Below are 18220 nucleotides of genomic sequence, written 5' to 3'. Positions count from 1 at the left end.
GAACTCACACCCGCCGGTCAGACTCGAAATGACCCAGAACACCCGAAAGGTACTGTCGTGGAGATCCGCATCGGAATCGTCAACGCCCCCCGCGAGCTCAGCTTCGAGTCCTCGCAGCCGGCCGAAGAGCTCACCGGGCAGGTGAAGACCGCGCTGACGAACGGCGGCGGCGTGCTCGAGCTCACCGACGACAAGGGCCGCCACTACGTCGTGCCCACTGCCGGCATCGCTTACGTCGAGTTCGGCACCGAGGAATCGCGCCGGATCGGCTTCGTCGGCTAGCCTCCACTCGTGGAACTGCTCTTCGTCGTCCTCGGCGGCGCCATCATCGGCCTCGCCGGACGCTACCTCTTGCCGCACCGCCACACCCACGGTTCCGTGCTGATCCCGGCCGTCGGGGTGGTGTCCGCCTCCGTCCTCTGGGTCGCCCTCACCTGGGCGGGCCTCCGATGGAACGGAGGCTGGATCTGGTGGATCACGCTCCTCGGCACAGCGCTCGTCGTCGCCCTGACCGATGTGGTGGTCGGCCGCCTGCGCACCGCGGGCGACGACCGCATGCTGCACCAGCTGACCAAGGGCGCCGTCGCGCGCTGACCGCGCCGGCCTTCGGACGAGTGCGGTCGTTCGTAACGTCTGCGGCTGCGCGCCGGGCCGCAGATGTCCCCAATCGGGGCAGACGATCCGCGGCCGGCTAGGCGGTCAGGCCGAGCGCATCCATACGGCGCGTGTGTGCGGCGATCAGCTCGGTGAAGATCGGTTCGATCCGCTCCTCGTCGGTAGCCCGGTTGCCCGACAGGTGCAGAGCCGAGCGGGCGACGAGCAGCGTGTCTCCGACGAGACGACGACCCCACATCGCCAGACGCGAGCCGAGCAGTGGATCTGCCCCGATCTCCGCGCGCAGCACCTCGAGCACGCCCTCCTGCCCAGACTCCGAGCCGAGGAGGTGGGCGATGCGCGAACCGACATCGCCAGGCAGTCCCGCAGCGAGCCGGATGAAGAAGTCGTCGAGCAGACCGCCGGTCACGAGCGCAGACAGCAGCGTCTCGCGCCAGTCGGCCCCGACGATGAGCGCGCTGAAGCCCTCGATCTCGGCCGCGAACGGCTCCATGGCCTCGGCCGGGTCGCTCCCGCGGCGCCGGATCTCCGCCACGATCCCCTGGTGCTTGGACAACGCATGCCCCGCCGCGGCGGAGACCAGGCCTTTCGCGTGCAGGTCGTCCGTCTCCGCGGCGACCCGCGACAGCGTCTCGAACTGCTCCAGCTGGAGGTAGGCGGCCTGGCCCAGATAGGGCACCAGCTCCGGCATGACCTCATGCAGGTCCACGCGCACAGAGGCGACAGGCCGCGGACGCGGAGTCAGGCGCGGGAGTTCGACGGACGACCGTCGTCGGGTGAACCAAGTTGACACGCTCAGCAGTGTATCGGGACGGTCCAGTAGGCTTGTGTCGCCGTCGGCGCAGGATCGACGGCCCTACGCCTGCGACAGAGAAGAGGGCGTAGAAACTCCGATCGAATCGACAGGCATACTCACCAGTGACTTTCTCAGAACTCAACATCGACCAGGACATGGTCGACGCCCTCGCGGCCAAGGGCATCATCGAGCCGTTCCCCATCCAGACCCAGACGATCCCCCTCGCTCTCACCGGCCAGGACATCATCGGTCAGGCCAAGACGGGCACGGGCAAGACCCTCGGCTTCGGCCTCCCGCTCATCCAGCGCCTCGGGCTCGACCCGGAGCCCGGCGTGAAGGCCCTCGTCGTCGTCCCGACGCGCGAGCTGGCCATCCAGGTCTACGAAGACCTCGAGACGGCCGCGTCGGGCCGCCCCACCACGATCGCCGCGATTTACGGCGGAAAGGCCTACGAAGGCCAGGTCGCCCAGCTGAAGGCGGGCGCGCAGATCGTCGTCGGCACCCCTGGCCGCCTGCTCGACCTCGCCGGCCAGCGGTTGCTGAGTCTGGCGAACGTCAGCGAGATGGTGCTCGACGAGGCCGACAAGATGCTCGACCTCGGCTTCCTCGCCGACATCGAGAAGCTCTTCGCCCAGACGCCGGCCACCCGGCACACCATGCTCTTCTCTGCCACCATGCCGGGCCCGATCGTCGCGCTCGCGCGCCGGTTCATGACGAAGCCCGTGCACATCCGCGCCAGCGACCCCGATGAAGGCCAGATCCAGGCCAACATCAAGCACCTCGTCTACCGTGCGCACTCGATGGACAAGGACGAGGTCATCGCCCGCATCCTGCAGGCCGAGGGTCGCGGCAAGACCGTCATCTTCACCCGCACGAAGCGCGCAGCGGCCAAGCTGGTCGAGGAGCTCAACGACCGCGGCTTCAACGCCGCTGCCGTGCACGGCGACCTCAACCAGGAGCAGCGCGAGCGCGCCATGGCGTCGTTCAAGGCCGGCAAGCGCGATGTGCTGATCGCGACGGATGTCGCCGCCCGCGGTATCGACGTCGACGATGTGACGCACGTCATCAACCACACGATCCCCGAGGACGAGAAGACCTACCTGCACCGCGTCGGCCGCACCGGACGCGCGGGCAAGACCGGCATCGCCGTCACGTTCGTGGACTGGGACGACCTGCACAAGTGGGCGCTCATCAACCGGGCGCTGGAATTCGGCCAGCCGGAGCCGACCGAGACCTACTCGTCGTCGCCGCACCTCTTCACCGACCTCGACATCCCTCAGGGCGTCAAGGGCCGGCTCAAGCCGACGCCCGCCGTGAAGTCCCCGGACGTCCCACGGGGCGGCCGCAACGACTCCACGCGTGGCGGCAGGACCGATGCTTCGCGTCCCGAGGGAGGCGATGGCTCACGCCGTCGCCGCACCCGCGGAACCGCGAGCGAGGGTGCCTCCGGCGACGCGGCGGCTCAGGGCGGCTCGGAGTCGCCAGCGCAGAACACGACGCCGGACGGCGTCGATAACGTCGCGACCGGGACCCACGACGGCGGCGGTGTCCAGCACCGCGACGGCAACAGCGCTCCGCGCCGTCGTCGCCGCCGTTCGCGCGGTGGCTCCGCTGCGACGCCCGCCAGCTGAGCGCACGCCCACCTCACGCCCAGAGCTCCTGAGTTCTTCGAGCGACACACCGTCGCAGAGCCGAAGAACTCAGGAGCTCTTCGCGTCGATACCGACTGGGGTCAGTACCAGTTCGGGTCGTGACTCATCTCGAAGGTCCACGCGGCGCACGGTGAGCCGTAGGCGCGGTTGATGTAGTCGAGTCCCCAGTTGACCTGCGTGTTCTGGTTGGTCATCCAGTCGGCCCCGGCACTCGCCAGCTTGCTGGCCGGCCAGGCCTGCGGGATGCCGTAGGCGCCGCTCGACGTGTTGTACGCGTCGGCGCGCCAGCCGGACTCGTGGTTCCACAGCTTGATCAGGCACGGCATCTGACCACCGTCCCAGCCGTACGCGCCGAGGCGACTCGCGGCGTACGCCTGGGCGCCCGCCGGGTCGACGACCATTCCGGGCGGCGGGGCGAACCCGTCGGAGCCGCCGCCGGGGTTCGCGGCAGCCGCGGCAGCCGCTGCAGCCGCCTGCCCCGCGGCATACTGCTGCTCGACCGACGCCTCGGTGTTCTTGAGGCTCGCGAGCTGGGCGTAGAGGGTGTTCGCGTGCTGTTTCTGGTCGGCGAGCTGCGCATCCGCCGCCTGCTTCGCCGCCGTGGCGACCTCGAGGGCCTTCTTCGCCGCGGTCGCGAGCTGGTCGCGGATCGTCTGGGCGTTCGCCGCCTGCGCACTCAGCGATGAGGCCAGATTCTTCTGAGCGTTCGCCTGCGCGAAGAGTGAGCTCGAGCGGTCTGCCAGCTTGGAGACGGCGCCCAGTTGGTACAGGAGCGACTGGGAGCTGGAGGCGGTCGGGCTGAGGAACAGCCGGAGCGACACGGACGATGTGCCCGCGCGGGTCAGCTGCTCGGCGAGCTTTCCGCTCTGCGACTTCAGCTCGTCGGCCTTGGTCGCCGCGTCCTGCGCCTGCTGCGCGAGGTCCTGCGCTTTCGCCGTGGCGTTCTGCAGCGCCAGCTCGGCCGCACCGTATTCGCCCAACCGCTTCACCGCGAGGTCGCCCGCCGCGTTGGCAGCGGTCTGGAGCCCCTGGAGGAGACCGTTGATGCGGTTCACCTCGGCCTGCGCGGCAGTCGCGTTGTTCTTGGCGGCCTGCACGTCATCCCACGAGGGATACGAATCAGCGTTGGCCGGAGCGGCACCACCGGCGATCACCAGTGCCGCGGTCAGGGCGGCCGCGACCGCAGATCCTCGCCAGAACCGTCTCACCCGCGCACCTCGCTTCCCGATCCCCCGCCGGGGTCAAGGCTATGCGCTGCCGGTCACGGAGCGTAGAAAGGCGCCGCGCCTGTCGCTTCTTCGATCATCGCGTCGAGAACGGCAGGATCGGTCGTGTTCTCGCCCAGCCGGTTGGGCTTGCCCGCACCGTGATAGTCGCTGGAGCCGGTGATCCGGAGGCCGTAGCGGTTCGCCAGCTCACGAAGCCGAGCGACCCCATCCGGGGTGTTCTCGCGGTGATCGAGCTCCAGGCCGAACAGGCCGGCGTCGACCAGCCGCCGGAGCCGGTCCTCCGGGATCACACGGCTACGGCCTCCCGTCGCGGGATGCGCGAGCACCGGCAGGCCGCCCGCGCCGCGGATCAGACGGACACCGGTCAGCGGCTCCGGGGCGTAGTGCGGCTGGAAGTAGCCGCTCCGCCAGTGCAGGATGCCGGCGAAGGCGGCGCTGCGATCGGACGCCAGCCCACGGGCGACGAGTGCGTCGGCGATGTGCGGACGGCCGACGGTTGCGCCCTCGGTCGCCTGCGCGAGCACGTCGTCCCAGGTGACGTCGTAGTCGGCGGAGATGCGGCGCACCATGTCCTCCGCCCGCTTCATCCGTCCCTCGCGGATCCGCTTCGTCTCCGCGACCAGGGCCTCATTGGCGGGGTCGAAGAGATAGCCGAGCATGTGGACGCTCGCGAACTCGATGCGCGTGGACAGCTCCATGCCGGGGATGAAAGTGACGCCGAGACGGCCGGCCTCGGCTGCGGCATCCGGCCAGCCTGCGGTCGAGTCGTGGTCGGTGAGTGCGACCGTGCCGAGACCTGCCGCCGCGGCGGCGCGCACCAGCTCGGCCGGCGTCTCGGTGCCGTCGGAGACGCTCGAATGCGTATGAAGGTCGACGGGACCACGGAACCGTCGCTCATCAGCCATGCTGACCATCCTAGGAGTGGAAGAATGGTCGGCATGTCGCAGTCCACCCAAGCCCCGGCCGACCAGGCACCCCGCGCCACCGAGAACCGCTCCACCACCCCCGGGTCGGATGCGTTCCGGCAGTACATCGGGAGCGGCTGGGCCGAGAGGCCGGAGGTGCTGCCCGACCCGCGCCGCCAGTCGGAGTACGCGGCGGCACGGCGCGCGCGCGTCTCCGAACTGTTCCCCGGAAAGCGACTGATCATCCCGGCCGGCCGCCTGAAGCAGCGCAGCAACGACACCGACTTCCCGTTCCGCGCCCACTCGGCGTTCGCCCACCTCACCGGCTGGGGTTCCGACTCAGAGCCCGGCAGCGTGCTGGTGCTGGAGCCGACCGCATCCGGTCACGAGGCGACCCTGTACTTCCGCGAGCGCGCCGCGCGCGACTCCGACGAGTTCTACGCGAACCCCGAGATCGGCGAGTTCTGGATCGGCCCGCGCCCGTCGCTTGCCCAGGTCGCCAGCGACTTAGGTCTGGCCACCCGCGGCATCGCCGAGGTGCAGACGGTGCTCGACACCGTCGACGGCGAGACGGTCGTCCTGCGCGAGGCGGACTCCGCGATCACGGACGAGGTGGATGCCGCCCGCATGCTGCTGTGGGACGACACCGACGGCGACCGCGACCCGGAGGACCACTCCGAAGACGACCGGCTCGCGCGCGATCTCTCCGAGCTGCGGCTGGTCAAGGACGACTACGAGGTCGGCGAGTTGCGCGCGGCCGTCGACGCGACCGCGCGCGGCTTCGACGACGTGATCGCCGATCTGCCGCGCATCACCACGCACCCGCGCGGCGAGCGCCTGGTCGAGGGCGTCTTCAACGGACGCGCCCGCGCCGACGGCAACACGGTCGGCTACGACACGATCGCCGCGAGCGGTCCGCACGCCTGCATCCTGCACTGGACGCGCAACGACGGTCCAGTGGTGCCGGGCGACCTCATCCTGATGGACGCGGGCGTCGAGCTCGACAGCTATTACACGGCCGACATCACCCGTACCTTCCCCATCGACGGGACGTTCAGCGAGACCCAGCGGCAGATCTACGAAGCGGTGCTGGAGGCGGCCGACGCCGCATTCGCCGTCGTGCGCCCCGGCATCCGGTTCCGCGAGATCCACGCGACCGCCATGGCCGTGATCGCCCGGCGCACCGCCGAGTGGGGCCTGCTGCCGGTGAGCGCGGAGGAGGCGCTGAAGGCCGAGAACCAGCAGCACCGCCGGTACATGGTGCACGGCACCAGCCACCACCTCGGTCTGGATGTGCACGACTGCGCCCAGGCCCGACGCGAGCTCTATCTGGATGGCGTCCTGGAGCCCGGGATGGTGTTCACCATCGAGCCGGGGCTGTACTTCCAGCCGGACGACCTGACGGTTCCCGAGCGGTTCCGTGGCATCGGCGTGCGGATCGAGGACAACATCCTCGTCACCGCGGACGGCGCGGAGAACCTCTCCGCGGCGATCCCCCGCACGGCGGACGACGTGGAGGCGTGGGTCGCTCGCCTCTCCCGCCGAGGTTAGGCGGTCGGTGTCGGCGGGCGCTCGTCGCCCGGCGGTGCCGCAGCGGGCGGCGGCGCGACCGGCGGTGCCGCGGCGGGCGGCGCGGGCGGCGGGTCGGACGGATGCTGCGGCTGCGCGGGCGGCGTCCATCCGGGTGCCGCCGCGGCCGGCTGCTCGGCTCCCCCGCCCTGCAGGAGATTGCGGGCGCGGTTGCCCAGTTCGGAATCGACCAGCACGGAGTAGCTGGTGGCGATGACCTGCTGGACGGACGTGAAGTCCCGACGACGGCGGTTGACGCCGTACGAGACGAGCCCCCACAGCATCCCGAAGCCCGCACCGAGCAGCAGCGCGGCGAACACGAAGGCTAGGCTGACCGTCGGCGAGAAGATGATGAGCAGCAGGCCGAAGAAGATGCCCAGCCACGCACCGGAGGCAGCTCCTGCCAGGGCGACCCGCCCCCAGCTCAGCTTGCCGGTGACCCGCTCGACGCTCTTCAGGTCGCTTCCGACGATGGAGACTTTATCGACCGGGAAGTCGGCGCGGGCCAGCACATCCACCGCCTCCTGCGCTCCGGGATAGCTCTCGAAGGTGGCGACCACCTCGCCACGCGGCAGGGTCGGATAGAGGGTACGGTTGCGTCCGTTCAGGGGCCCGGGTGTGCTCATGCCTCCATTGTTCCATTCGAGCCCGCGCGGAGCACAGCTAACAGCCGTCGATCACCCGTGAGGGCTTAGGTTTATAGGGTGAGTGCCGCCAGAGTGTTCGTCGCCCGCCTCGCCGGGACGACCGTGTTCGACCCCGTTGGTGACCGGGTCGGCAAGGTTCGTGACGTCCTGGTGGTGTACCGCAAAAACGACCCGCCGCGCGTCGTCGGTCTGATCGTCGAGATCCCGGGCAAGCGCCGCGTCTTCCTGTCGATCGGCCGGGTGACCAGCATCGGTAGCGGCCAGATCATCACCAACGGCATCATCAACGTGCGTCGCTTCGAGCAGCGCGGCGGCGAAGTCCGCGTCATCGCGGAGCTGCTCGGCCGCCGGGTCGTCTTCGCCGACGGCACCGGCGAAGCCACCATCGAGGACGTCGCCATCGAGGAGACCGAGACCGGCGACTGGGCGGTGAGCCAGCTGTTCGTACGGAAGCCGAAGACCGGCCCCTCCCCGTTCGGTAAGGGAGCGACGACCTTCGTGTCGTGGAACGAGGTCCACGAGAAGCAGAACCGGGGTGAGGCGCAGTCGGCGGAGCAGCTGATCGCGACGTACTCCGAGCTGAAGCCGGCCGACCTCGCGAACACGCTCCTCGACCTCCCCCAGCAGCGGATGCTCGAGGTGGCGGAGGAGCTCCCCGACGACCGCCTCGCCGACGTTCTGGAGGAGATGCCCGAGAGCGAGCAGGTGCAGATCCTCGCCCAACTCAACGACGACCGCGCCGCGGACGTGCTCGACCAGATGCAGCCGGACGACGCCGCCGACCTGATCGCCCAGCTCTCCGATGAGCGCGGCGAGCACCTCCTGGAGCTGATGCAGCCGGAGGAGGCGGAGGACGTCCGCATGCTCCTCAGCTACAACCCGGACACCGCCGGCGGTCTGATGACGACGGAGCCCATCATCGTGTCCGCCGACGCGACCGTCGCCGAGGGCCTGGCGCTCATCCGCCGGCACGAGCTCGCACCTGCGCTCGGCGCCGCCGTCTGCGTCACCCTCCCGCCGTACGAGGCACCGACCGGGCGGTTCCTGGGCGTTGTGCACTTCCAGAGGATGCTGCGCTATCCCCCGCACGTCCGCCTCGGCACCCTGCTCGACCCGAGCCTCGAGCCGGTGACCGCCGATACGTCCGCCGCGGAGGTGTCGCGCATCCTCGCCTCGTACAACCTCGTCTCCATCCCGGTGGTCGACGAGAAGTACCGGCTCGTCGGCGTGGTGACCATCGACGACGTGCTCGACTACCTCCTCCCCGACGACTGGCGAAGTCAAGACGAGGACGAGCCCGTGAAACGGGCGAAACCGTCTGAGGAGACCGGCAGCATCCGCATCGTGAACGGAAGGAGGGGCGGAAGTGGCACGAGGTAGGCAGGACACGGGGCTCGACGCCCCCAAAGGCCTCCGCACGCCGGTGCTCCGGCGGGATCGGGCGAGTTCGAACGACCGTTTCGGCCGCTTCACCGAGTGGATCGCCCGCGCCATGGGCACGCCGTGGTTCATCCTCGGGCTGACCGTCTTCGTCATCGCGTGGATGGCCTGGAACACGCTCTCGCCGAGCTCCTGGCGCTTCGACTCCGCAGCACTCGGCTTCATCGCGCTGACCCTGGTGCTCTCGCTCCAGGCCTCGTATGCCGCCCCGCTCATCCTGCTCGCCCAGAACCGGCAGGACGACCGCGACCGCGTGCAGATCGAGCAGGACCGCCAGCGGGCGGAGAGGAACCTCGCCGACACCGAGTACCTGGCGCGCGAGGTGGTCGCCCTGCGGCTGGCCGTGCGCGACATGGCGACGAAGGACTTCATCCGCGCCGAACTGCGCTCCCTGCTCGAGGACCTCGAGAAGAGCGAGTCGGGCGAGGGCGAACAGGCCCGTGCCTGACGTCGTGCCCGATCCCGCCTCCGGGCTCTCTGAGGCGGTGCGCGGTGCGCTGGCGGCAGTGCTCGATCCGGAGATCCGCAAGCCCATCACCGAGCTCGATATGGTGGACGCTGTCTCGGTGGATGCGGCAGGCCGCGCCTCCGTCGGCATCAAACTGACCATCGTCGGCTGCCCCGCGGCGGACGCGATCGAGCGGGACGTCCGAGCGGCCACCGCGTCTGTGCCTGGGGTCACCGACGTCGCCGTCGACCTCTCGGTGATGACGCCGGCAGAGCGCCGTGCGCTCACCGAGAAGCTGCGGGCGGGGCGCCCGGCGCGCGGCCAGCAGTTCGGACCAGAATCACTGACCCGCGTCTACGCGGTGACGAGCGGAAAGGGCGGTGTCGGCAAGTCGACGGTCACCGCGAACCTGGCGGTCGCACTCGCCGAGCGCGGCTTGCGCGTGGGCATCGTGGATGCGGACGTGCACGGCTTCTCGATCCCCGGCATCCTGGGCCTCACCGATGAGAACGGCGTGGCCCCGCGGCCGACGCGGGTGGACGACATGATCCTCCCGCCCGTCGCGTACGGGGTGAAGGTCGTGTCGATCGGGATGTTCGTCGACTCCGCGTCCGCCGCCGTAGCGTGGCGAGGGCCGATGCTGCACCGCACCATCCAGCAGTTCCTGACCGATGTGTACTTCGGCGACCTGGATGTTCTCCTCCTCGATCTGCCGCCCGGCACCGGCGACGTCGCGATCTCGGTCGGGCAGCTGCTGCCGACAGCGGAGGTGCTCGTCGTCACGACGCCGCAGCCTGCCGCCGCCGACGTCGCCGAACGCAGCGGTGTGGTCGCGCGGCAGACCGGCCAGAAGGTCATCGGCGTGATCGAGAACATGGCCGGTCTCGTGCAGCCGGACGGCAGCATCCTCGACCTGTTCGGCTCAGGCGGCGGTGCGGAGGTGGCGCGGCGGCTGTCCGTCGGGCAGGACGAGGAGGTGCCGCTGCTCGCCAGCGTGCCGCTCAGCATCCCGCTGCGGGCCGGCGGAGACGCCGGGGCGCCCATCGTCGTGACCGACCCGGTGGATCCGGCGGCGGCGGCGATCCGCGCGGTCGCGGACCGTCTCGCGACGCGCAGCCGCGGCCTCGCCGGCCGCAAGCTCGGGCTCTCCGTCCGCTGACGCCCCCGCTGCCGCTGCCTCCTCTCCCCGAGTTGCGACACCGTGTCGCAACTCGCCCCAGATTCCAGCATCCACTCACGACTCGCGACCACGTCAGGCGTCGGGCGGCTCGACGGCGCGGGCGAGCAGTTCGACGAGGAGGCGCTCGGCGACGGGACGCGGCAGCGCCTCCACCAGCGCGAGCAGCGGGGCCTGGTCGTCCGGAAGACCGGGAGTCGTACCGCCCGTGAGCCCGAGCGACCCGAGGATGTGGGCGGCCGTCGCCGAATCGAGATCGGTGCTCGACAGGTCCGGCAGCGCGGCCAGCACCGCCCCGCGGTCGACCGGCGGCACGCCGCGCGCCTCGTCCGCCGCCCCGCGCAGGGCCGCCTCCAGCTCGTCCAGCCGTCCCTCCGTCACGGGAGTGATCGTCAGGTGCGTCGTGTGCGGCAGCCGCGTCCCGTCCGCCTGTTCGAGCCCGGGCTGCAGCTGCAGCACCCATCCGCGTCGGCGGACACGGTCAGCCCAGTGGTGGGGGTCCACCCGGTGTGACTCCGGCACGGCATCGTCGGTGGCCACGGCCAGCAACGGCCCCGTCGGCTCACCAACGACGCGAAGGCCCTCGATGTCGCCCACGATGTCCTGCAGCCCCCGGGTCGCACGACGGCACGACTCGGCGAGGTCCGCGAAGCCGCGCGCCCCGAGCGCCTGCACGATCGCCCAGGATGCGGCGAGCGCGGCCGCCGACTTCGACCCGAGCAGGGTGGAGTTGACCACCGGGTAGCCCGGCCAGCCGGTCGTCGCGAAGTACTGCCGGCGCTGCCGGTCACGGTCCCGTTGCATCAGCGCACTGGCGCCCTTGGGCGCATACCCGTACTTGTGGAGGTCCGCCGACACGCTGGTGACGCCGGCGACGCGGAAGTCCCAGGCGGGCAGCGCCGAGCCGTCCGCGGCTCGCCAGAACGGCAGGATCCAGCCGCCGATGCACGCATCCACGTGGCAGGACACGCCCACTTCATCGCACGCGGCCGCCACCTCCTCGACCGGATCGAGGGTCGCGTACGGGTACGACGGCGCAGACACGACGACCAGGGCGACGTCCGTCCCGATGCGGCCGATCAGCGCGGAGGCGTCCATCCGGCCGGTCGCCGGGTCCACCGGCACCAGGTCGAGGTCCAGGTCGAACAGGGCTGCCGCTTTCTGAAAGGCCGCGTGCACGGTCACCGGCGCGAGCAGGCGCGGCGTCCCCGCGCCGCCGGCCGAACGCCAGAGATCGCGTGCGGTCTTCACAGCCAGCAGGCACGACTCGGTACCGCCCGAGGTGACCGAGCCGACGACGTCGTCCCCGCCGTGGAGGAGCTCGCGCGCGAAGCCGACCACCTCGCGCTCCATCACGGCCACCGATGTGAAGGTCGTGGGGTCGAGGCCGTTGACCGGCTGCACCAGGCGCATGGCCTCCGCCGCGAGTTCGTCGAGCTCCGGCATCCCCGAGTCGTACACGTAGCTGAGTACGCGGCCGCCGTGCGTGGGAGCGTCGGCCGCGCGCAGCGCGTCGAGCCTCCCCAGAATGGCCCGGGCGGCGTTGCTTCCGAGTTCAAACGACCCCATCGATGTCTCCCTTCCGCAGGCGGTAGCGCGCAAGTGGCGCCAGGCTGACCGCAATGATGACCGCGGGGACGAGACTGAAGCTCAGCACGATCCCCGCGACCGCGCTTCCCGGCTGACCTGCGGCGTCCGCGACGGCCGCACTGCGCGATACGTACCCGCTCACGGCCAGCACGATGCTCAGCACGGTCGCGCCGAGCGCCATGCCGGTGGTCTCGCCAGCGGTCCACATTCCGCCGAACGTTCCGGCGCGACCGTCCCCGTTGCGACGCGCGTCGTGCGAGATCACATCGGGCAGCATAGCCATGGGCAGCGACTGCATGCCCGCGTAGGCGGCCCCCGCGACGGCGACCGGGGCGTAGACCCAGACGCCGGGCGCCCACAGCAGCGCGACCATGGACAGCGCGGCGACGCCGAACAGGATGCTCGCGATGACGAAGCCGCGCTCCTTGCCGATCCGCCGCGCCACCACACCCCACAGCGGCGTGACGATGAGCGCGGGCGCGATGAGGGCGATGAACAGGAACGTCACCGCGTCCTCGGAGCGCAGCACCCAGGTGGCGACGTAGTTCGCGCCCGCCAGCATCATCCCGGTCGCCAGGCCCTGCAGCAGGAAGGTGAGCAGGAGCGCGCGAAACGGCTGGCTGTCTCGCAGGACCCGCACCCCGGCCGCGTAGTTCGACCGAAGCGTGGCGAATATGCTCTCCCGTGGGGGGAGGCCACCCGCGGGCAGGCCACGCGGCGCCACGAAGGCCGAGACGAGCATCCCGGCGCCGATCACCACGCCGGCGACGAGAGCCATGAGCAGGTAGCCGGCGAACGTGTTGCCGCCGCCGAGCGAGCGCAACGCCGGCCCCCCGGCCCCGAACAGCAGGATCGCGAACGTGAGCACCACCACGCGCCAGGTGAGCAGGCGGGTGCGCTGGTCGTAGCCGGACGCCAGTTCGGCCGGCAGGGCGATGTACGGCACCTGGAACAGGCTGAACGCCGTCGCGGTCAGCACGAAGGCGACGAGCACCCAGACGGCGGCCGGCCCCGCCGCCGTCCCGGGCAGGACCGCGAACGTCAGCAGGAAGAACACCGGCAGGGCGATCGCGCCGATCAGCATCATCGGCCGCCGTGACCCGTGCTCGGCGAGCATCCGGTCGCTGCGTGCGCCGATCACCGGGTCGATGATGACGTCCCACACCTTCGCCACCGTGACCACGGCGCCCGCGACGATCGCCGCGACGCCGAGCGAGTCTGTGAGGTAGTACACGAGCACGAGGCCGGGGAGGGTGGCGAATCCGCCGGTGCCCAGCGACCCGACCGCGTACCGCGCGACGGTCGCCCGGGTGAGCGACTGCTCCGTTGCGATCATGTCCGCAGCGTAGTGGATGCGCGGGGGCGCGCCCGACAGCGGCTCAGGTGGACTCGGTGTCGTAGGGAGGCACTGCTCCCGCCGTCAGCGGCATCCTGCGCTGCGCGTACGCGGACTGCGTCACCGGCTTGATCGCGCCGGGCGGCTCACCGGCCGTGTCTTCCAGCAAGGCTTCGCGAATGATGCGCCGCGGGTCGTACTGCCGCGGGTCGAGCTTCTTCCAGTCGACTTCGTCGAACTCGGGACCCATTTCGTCGCGCATGCGGTCTTTCGCGCCGTTGGCGAAGTCTCGCAGGGAACGCACCAGCTGACCGAGCTTCGCCGCGTACGCGGGGAGGCGCTCGGGTCCGATGACGAACGCCGCGATCACCGCCACGATCAGCAGCTTGTCGAAGGTCAGCCCGAACACGATTCCAGAGTATCGCGGCGGTGCCTCCACGTATGCCGCGCCAGCCGACCGTATCCTCGGAATTGGCCGACTGGATACGGCCGATCGACGGGAGCGCTGTGTCAGACAAGGACTCGAACTGGAGGTTCGCCGACGACGTCGTCGTCGAGAGCGAGGTGATCGCCCGCGCGCGGCAGCAGTCGCTCGAGCTGGGCATCGACCCGATCTCCCCTGCCACCGGCGCGCAGGTCGCCGTCGTGGTCGCCGCCACCCGCGCGGAGAGCGTCGTCGAGATCGGCACCGGGGTCGGCGTGTCCGGCCTGTGGCTGCTGACCGGCGGCACCGAAGCGCAGTTGACGTCGATCGACGTGGAGGTCGAGAACCAGCAGCACGCCCGGGCGTTCTTCACCGAGGCGGGGATTCCCTCGAACCGCGTGCGCCTCATCCCGGGCCGTGCGCTCGAAGTGCTGCCGCGGATGAACGAGAACTCCTACGACATCGTCTTCATCGACGCCGACCCGCAGTCGGTCATCGAGTATGTCGAGCACGGTCTGCGCTTGGTGCGCCCGGGCGGGACCGTCCTGGTCGCCCGCGCCCTGTGGCGCGGCCGCGTCGCCGATCCGGCGGCGCGGGACGAAGTCGCCACCGGCTTCCGCACCCTCATCACCGAGACCTCAGCCTCCGGAGCCGTCATCAGCGCACTGTCGCCCGCCGGCGAGGGGCTGCTGCAGATCACCAAGCTCGCGCCGTAACGGGCGGAGTGGCTGCGTCCGCGACAGAAGGGCCCCGATCTCCTCGATCGGGGCCCTTCTGTTACAGCGAGTTCAGGCGGAGGTCACGACATTCGCGAGCGCGTCATGCAACTCTTTGGCTTCCGCGTCGTTGACGGAGACCACCAGTCGTCCCCCACCCTCGAGCGGCACGCGCACGATGATGAGCCGTCCCTCCTTCACAGCCTCCATTGGCCCGTCCCCGGTCCTCGGCTTCATGGCCGCCATGCAGCTCCCCTTTCGTGGATGTCCTCCTATTATCCGACATCCGTGCGGGCCTGCGGAAATCGGAGGCGTCACGGGGGTGACCAGTCGTATCCGTCGATCCTCCAGCAGATCGCCACCCACCCGACCTGGAGCGCGATGAAGAGCACGACCATGCCCGCCCGATAGAGCCTGCTCCGGGGCAGCGCAAGAGCGCCGAGCAGGGGAAACAGCGGCATCAGCAGCCGGAAAGTGCTCGACTGCGGAAAGAACACGGCAAGGAGGTAGAGCGAGTAGGCCGCGACCCAGAACCGCAGGTCGACGCCCAGCCGGCGCACCGGGGGCGAGAACAGCAGGATGCTGAACGACGCGATGAGAACGACCAGCGCGACCACGCCGATCCACCCGGGTATGCCCAGCATGGCGCTCGCCCACCAGTCCGCGCCCTGGAACCACGCGGCGAACGGGATGAGCTGCGTGAAGCCGATGTATGGTGCCCGCCAGGCCAGTTCGGTGTCGGTGTACGCCGTCCACGATCCGGTCGCGATACCGGCGATCGCCGGCCAGGCGAGTCCGGCCACCCCGCTGAACACGGTGAGTGCGACACTGAGAACGCGCTCGCGGATCGGGAAAGGGTCGCTGCGGCGACGCACCCAGCGATACACCACGTGCATCGCGACCGCCAGCGCGAACGCCAGCCCGCTCGGCCGGGTGAACGCCATGGCCAGCACCACCGGGAACAGCCAGCCGTAGCGGCGTTCCACCAGGAGCAGCAGGGCCGTGACCAGCAGGAGGATGTATAGCGACTCCGCGTACGCGACCTGGAACAGGGGCGAGACCGGCGCGACGCAGAACAGCACGACCGCGAACAGACTCTGCGACGCGCTCAGGCCGACCCGGCGCATCAGAAGGTGGAAGACCACTGCGGCGCCGGCGCCGGCCAGGAACGAGACCAGCACTGCGGCGGCCGGCCAGGGCAGGCGGGTGACGAACATGACGGCATCGACGACGCCCGGGAAGCCGGGCATGAACGCCCAGGCGTTCTCGCTGACGTGCACGCCGTCGCTGGTCGGCAGTGTCGCCGGGTACCCGTATCCCGCGACGATCTCGTACCAGCGGCCGTCCCAGAGGTTCGCGAAGCTGAAAAAATCCGGCGCTGCGGACGTCCAGGCGTTGTTCCCCTCGCCGGCCGCGAAACCCAGCAGGATGACGGTCGTGACCGCCCGCGCCGCGAGGTAGACGGCGAGCACGCGCACCCACCACAGCGTCCACCAGGGCCGACTTCGCGAGGCGAGGGTGCCGTCGGCCGCGTCGTCCGCGTCGCTCAGAGCGACGGACTCAGCGCGCGCCGGTGCCGCTGAGCCACGCACGCAGCCCCTCCTCGACAGCGACGATCTGCTCCACGTCGACGCGCTCGTCGTCGGCGTGCGCCTTCAGCGGGTCGCCCGGGCCGTAGTTGACCGCGGGGATGCCCATCGCGCTGAACCGGGCCACGTCCGTCCACCCGTACTTCGGCTTGGCCACTCCGCCGACCGCCGCGACGAATTCCTGCGCGAGCGGAGCATCCAGGCCCGGCCGGGCGCCGTCGGCCCGGTCGACGACGGTGATCTCGTAGTCGCCGAACAGCTCGTGCATGTGCTCGATGGCCTCCTGCGAGCTGCGCGAGGGGGCGAACCGGTAGTTGATGTGGACCATGCACTCGTCCGGGATGATGTTGCCCGCGACGCCGCCGGAGATGCCGACAGCATTCAGGCCCTCCTTGTACACGAGTCCGTCGACCTCAACCTCGCGCGCCTGGTAGCCGCTCAGGATGTCGAGGATGGGCGCGGCCTTGTGGATGGCGTTGTCCCCGACCCAGCCGCGGGCCGAGTGCGCACGCAGCCCGTAGGTGCGGACCTCGACGCGCAGGTTGCCGTTGCAGCCGCCCTCGACGACGCCGTTGCTGGGCTCGCCGAGGATGCCGAAGTCGCCGACGAAGAGGTCGGGGCGATTGCGCGCGAGCCGGCCGAGACCGTTCAGCTCGGCGTTGACCTCCTCGTGGTCGTACCACATCCACGTCACGTCGACCGCGGGATCGGTGAGCTCGGCGGCGAGCTTCAGCTGGACCGCCACTCCCGCCTTCATGTCGACGGTGCCACGCCCCCAGAGGTAGCGGATGCCGTCGTGCTCTTCGAAGCGGGTCGGGAGGTTGTCGTTCAGGGGCACCGTGTCGATGTGGCCCGCGATGAGCGCTCGACGCTCACGCCCGAGGTTCGTGCGGGCGACGACGGTGTCCCCGTCGCGGATGATCTCGAGGTGCGGCAGGCCGCTCAGCGCCGCCACGATGGCGTCGGCCAGCGCCCCTTCATTGCCCGAGACCGACTCGATATCGCACAGCTGACGGGTCAGGTCGATGGAGGTCGCATGGAGGTCGAGGGGCACGCTGCTGATCGTCACCCTACTAACCTAGGGGGCATGCCTTCCGACGTGCCTGAGAACTCCGCCGTGCCCGCTTCATCCCGCTCGGCGTGGGGCTACGGCCTCGCGACGATCGCCGGCGACGGAACCGTGCTCGACACCTGGTTCCCGGAACCCCGACTCGGCGCGCTCCCGGCCGGCCGCGACCGCTGGATCGCCCCGGCCGAGCTGGAGGAGCTCGCCGGGGACGACCCCCGCCGCGCCGTCCGCGTCGACATCGTCACGGTCGAGATCGAGTTGGATGCGCCCCCCGCCTCCACGTCGGACGCCTACCTGCGCCTGCACCTGCTCTCGCACCTGCTCGTGCAGCCCAACGGGCTCAACCTCGACGGCATCTTCGCGCACCTGCCCAGCGTCGCCTGGACGAACGCCGGACCGGTGAACCCGGCCGACCTCGACCGGCTGCGCCCCCGCTTGCAGCGGGCGGGCATCCAGGTCTCGGGCGTCGACAAGTTCCCGCGCCTGCTCGACTACGTGACGCCCGACCGCGTCCGCATCGCCGACGCGTCGCGCGTCCGCCTCGGTGCGCACCTCGCGCCGGGGACGACGGTCATGCACGAAGGATTCGTGAACTTCAACGCCGGGACGCTCGGTACGTCCATGGTCGAAGGGCGAATCTCGCAGGGCGTGGTGGTGGGCGACGGCTCGGACATCGGCGGGGGCGCATCCATCATGGGCACGCTGTCCGGCGGCGGCAGTCACCGCGTGTCGATCGGCGAGCGCGCCCTGCTCGGCGCGAATTCCGGCATCGGCATCTCGATCGGCGACGACTCGGTGGTCGAGGCCGGACTCTACGTGACCGCGGGGACCAAGGTCGTCGTCGTCGGCGAGGCCCCGACCGCGGACGGCCGCCCGCGCACGGTGAAGGCCGCCGAACTGTCCGGGATGCCGGGGCTGCTGTTCCGCCGCAACTCGCTGACCGGCGCGGTCGAGGTGCTCCGCCGCGCCGGCGCCGGCGTCGAACTCAACGCCGCGCTGCACGCCTAGCGAGCGGGTC

19 protein-coding genes are annotated in these 18220 nt (G+C 70.4%); 9 read left to right on the top strand and 10 right to left on the bottom strand.

The genetic code is table 11. The features are described from left to right. Positions 1–57: 57 nt before the first annotated feature. Together AB4Y74_RS05785 and AB4Y74_RS05780 are read left to right on the top strand one after the other, a co-directional pair. On the top strand, positions 58–282 hold the full coding sequence (locus AB4Y74_RS05785) for a DUF3107 domain-containing protein (RefSeq protein ID WP_441798163.1): 225 nt from the start codon (positions 58–60) through the stop codon (positions 280–282). 9 nt (positions 283–291) lie between these two features. Further along, a complete protein-coding gene (locus AB4Y74_RS05780) occupies positions 292–594 on the top strand; it encodes a hypothetical protein (RefSeq protein WP_441798162.1) in 303 nt (100 codons plus the stop codon). 97 nt (positions 595–691) lie between these two features. On the opposite strand, the gene AB4Y74_RS05775 is transcribed toward AB4Y74_RS05780, so the two are convergent. Next, positions 692–1408: a ferritin-like fold-containing protein gene (locus AB4Y74_RS05775; protein WP_441798161.1), complete on the bottom strand. Its 717-nt coding sequence runs from the start codon at positions 1406–1408 to the stop codon at positions 692–694. 125 nt (positions 1409–1533) lie between these two features. On the opposite strand from AB4Y74_RS05775, the gene AB4Y74_RS05770 reads away from it, so the two are divergent. Then, positions 1534–3042, top strand: coding sequence for a DEAD/DEAH box helicase (locus AB4Y74_RS05770; protein ID WP_441798160.1), 1509 nt, complete (start codon positions 1534–1536; stop codon positions 3040–3042). A gap of 101 nt (positions 3043–3143) precedes the next feature. Here AB4Y74_RS05770 and AB4Y74_RS05765 read toward each other — a convergent pair whose 3' ends face one another. Together AB4Y74_RS05765 and AB4Y74_RS05760 are read right to left on the bottom strand one after the other, a co-directional pair. Continuing rightward, complete coding sequence (locus AB4Y74_RS05765) at positions 3144–4271, bottom strand: coiled-coil domain-containing protein (RefSeq protein WP_441798159.1); 1128 nt, start codon at positions 4269–4271, stop codon at positions 3144–3146. A gap of 53 nt (positions 4272–4324) precedes the next feature. After that, the gene (locus tag AB4Y74_RS05760; RefSeq protein ID WP_441798158.1) at positions 4325–5197 is read right to left on the bottom strand and encodes a PHP domain-containing protein; all 873 of its coding nucleotides are present in this window, start codon (positions 5195–5197) and stop codon (positions 4325–4327) included. Positions 5198–5221: 24 nt separating this feature from the next. Between AB4Y74_RS05760 and AB4Y74_RS05755 the strand changes: the two genes are divergently transcribed. After that, entirely contained in the window at positions 5222–6748 is a 1527-nt protein-coding gene (locus tag AB4Y74_RS05755) for an aminopeptidase P family protein (protein WP_441798157.1), read from the top strand. Here the strand turns inward: AB4Y74_RS05755 and AB4Y74_RS05750 are convergent. Further along, positions 6745–7392, bottom strand: coding sequence for a general stress protein (locus AB4Y74_RS05750; protein ID WP_441798156.1), 648 nt, complete (start codon positions 7390–7392; stop codon positions 6745–6747). The genes AB4Y74_RS05755 and AB4Y74_RS05750 overlap by 4 nt on opposite strands. A 78-nt stretch (positions 7393–7470) precedes the next feature. On the opposite strand from AB4Y74_RS05750, the gene AB4Y74_RS05745 reads away from it, so the two are divergent. Genes AB4Y74_RS05745 through AB4Y74_RS05735 form a run of 3 tightly spaced genes read left to right on the top strand, consistent with a single transcriptional unit; the run spans position 7471 to position 10460 of the window. Beyond that, positions 7471–8793, top strand: a complete 1323-nt coding sequence (locus tag AB4Y74_RS05745) for a magnesium transporter MgtE N-terminal domain-containing protein (protein ID WP_441798155.1) — start codon at positions 7471–7473, stop codon at positions 8791–8793. Beyond that, complete coding sequence (locus AB4Y74_RS05740) at positions 8780–9301, top strand: DUF1003 domain-containing protein (protein WP_441798154.1); 522 nt, start codon at positions 8780–8782, stop codon at positions 9299–9301. Before AB4Y74_RS05745 ends, AB4Y74_RS05740 begins: the two co-directional genes overlap by 14 nt. Beyond that, positions 9294–10460, top strand: a complete 1167-nt coding sequence (locus tag AB4Y74_RS05735; RefSeq protein WP_441798153.1) for an Mrp/NBP35 family ATP-binding protein — start codon at positions 9294–9296, stop codon at positions 10458–10460. The genes AB4Y74_RS05740 and AB4Y74_RS05735 overlap by 8 nt, the downstream gene beginning before the upstream one ends. Before the next feature lie 93 nt (positions 10461–10553). Here the strand turns inward: AB4Y74_RS05735 and AB4Y74_RS05730 are convergent, their stop codons facing one another. The 3 genes from AB4Y74_RS05730 to AB4Y74_RS05720 are packed head-to-tail and all read right to left on the bottom strand — an operon-like array spanning position 10554 to position 13813. Continuing rightward, the gene (locus AB4Y74_RS05730) at positions 10554–12047 is read right to left on the bottom strand and encodes a pyridoxal phosphate-dependent decarboxylase family protein (RefSeq protein ID WP_441798152.1); all 1494 of its coding nucleotides are present in this window, start codon (positions 12045–12047) and stop codon (positions 10554–10556) included. Next, a complete protein-coding gene (locus tag AB4Y74_RS05725) occupies positions 12034–13404 on the bottom strand; it encodes an MFS transporter (protein WP_441798151.1) in 1371 nt (456 codons plus the stop codon). Before AB4Y74_RS05725 ends, AB4Y74_RS05730 begins: the two co-directional genes overlap by 14 nt. Positions 13405–13447: 43 nt before the next feature. After that, a complete protein-coding gene (locus tag AB4Y74_RS05720; RefSeq protein ID WP_441798150.1) occupies positions 13448–13813 on the bottom strand; it encodes a twin-arginine translocase TatA/TatE family subunit in 366 nt (121 codons plus the stop codon). A 98-nt stretch (positions 13814–13911) separates the two neighbouring features. Between AB4Y74_RS05720 and AB4Y74_RS05715 the strand changes: the two genes are divergently transcribed. Continuing rightward, a complete protein-coding gene (locus AB4Y74_RS05715) occupies positions 13912–14544 on the top strand; it encodes an O-methyltransferase (protein ID WP_441798149.1) in 633 nt (210 codons plus the stop codon). A 72-nt stretch (positions 14545–14616) separates the two neighbouring features. On the opposite strand, the gene AB4Y74_RS05710 is transcribed toward AB4Y74_RS05715, so the two are convergent. From AB4Y74_RS05710 to dapE, 3 genes are all read right to left on the bottom strand, one after another. Continuing rightward, positions 14617–14790, bottom strand: a complete 174-nt coding sequence (locus AB4Y74_RS05710) for a DUF3117 domain-containing protein (RefSeq protein ID WP_310128484.1) — start codon at positions 14788–14790, stop codon at positions 14617–14619. 68 nt (positions 14791–14858) lie between these two features. Beyond that, the gene (locus AB4Y74_RS05705) at positions 14859–16136 is read right to left on the bottom strand and encodes a hypothetical protein (protein WP_441798148.1); all 1278 of its coding nucleotides are present in this window, start codon (positions 16134–16136) and stop codon (positions 14859–14861) included. Continuing rightward, complete coding sequence (gene dapE / locus AB4Y74_RS05700) at positions 16105–17202, bottom strand: succinyl-diaminopimelate desuccinylase (protein WP_441798147.1); 1098 nt, start codon at positions 17200–17202, stop codon at positions 16105–16107. The genes AB4Y74_RS05705 and dapE overlap by 32 nt, the downstream gene beginning before the upstream one ends. An 18-nt stretch (positions 17203–17220) precedes the next feature. Here dapE and dapD point away from each other — a divergent pair, with 18 nt between their 5' ends. Next, entirely contained in the window at positions 17221–18210 is a 990-nt protein-coding gene (gene dapD / locus AB4Y74_RS05695) for a 2,3,4,5-tetrahydropyridine-2,6-dicarboxylate N-succinyltransferase (RefSeq protein WP_441798146.1), read from the top strand. The last annotated feature ends 10 nt before the right edge of the window (positions 18211–18220 follow it).

Origin of the sequence: Leifsonia sp. RAF41, from assembly GCF_052114085.1 — a bacterium.
Classification (GTDB): domain Bacteria; phylum Actinomycetota; class Actinomycetes; order Actinomycetales; family Microbacteriaceae; genus Leifsonia.
This window is presented reverse-complemented; position numbering and strand designations above follow the sequence as displayed.

Coding starts and splice junctions, on each gene's coding strand:
- AB4Y74_RS05760 (WP_441798158.1), bottom strand. CDS start 5,197: ATGGCTGATGAGCGACGGTTCCGTGGTCCCGTCGACCTTCATACGCAT.
- AB4Y74_RS05710 (WP_310128484.1), bottom strand. CDS start 14,790: ATGGCGGCCATGAAGCCGAGGACCGGGGACGGGCCAATGGAGGCTGTG.
- dapD (WP_441798146.1), top strand. CDS start 17,221: ATGCCTTCCGACGTGCCTGAGAACTCCGCCGTGCCCGCTTCATCCCGC.
- AB4Y74_RS05750 (WP_441798156.1), bottom strand. CDS start 7,392: ATGAGCACACCCGGGCCCCTGAACGGACGCAACCGTACCCTCTATCCG.
- AB4Y74_RS05730 (WP_441798152.1), bottom strand. CDS start 12,047: ATGGGGTCGTTTGAACTCGGAAGCAACGCCGCCCGGGCCATTCTGGGG.
- AB4Y74_RS05755 (WP_441798157.1), top strand. CDS start 5,222: ATGGTCGGCATGTCGCAGTCCACCCAAGCCCCGGCCGACCAGGCACCC.
- AB4Y74_RS05725 (WP_441798151.1), bottom strand. CDS start 13,404: ATGATCGCAACGGAGCAGTCGCTCACCCGGGCGACCGTCGCGCGGTAC.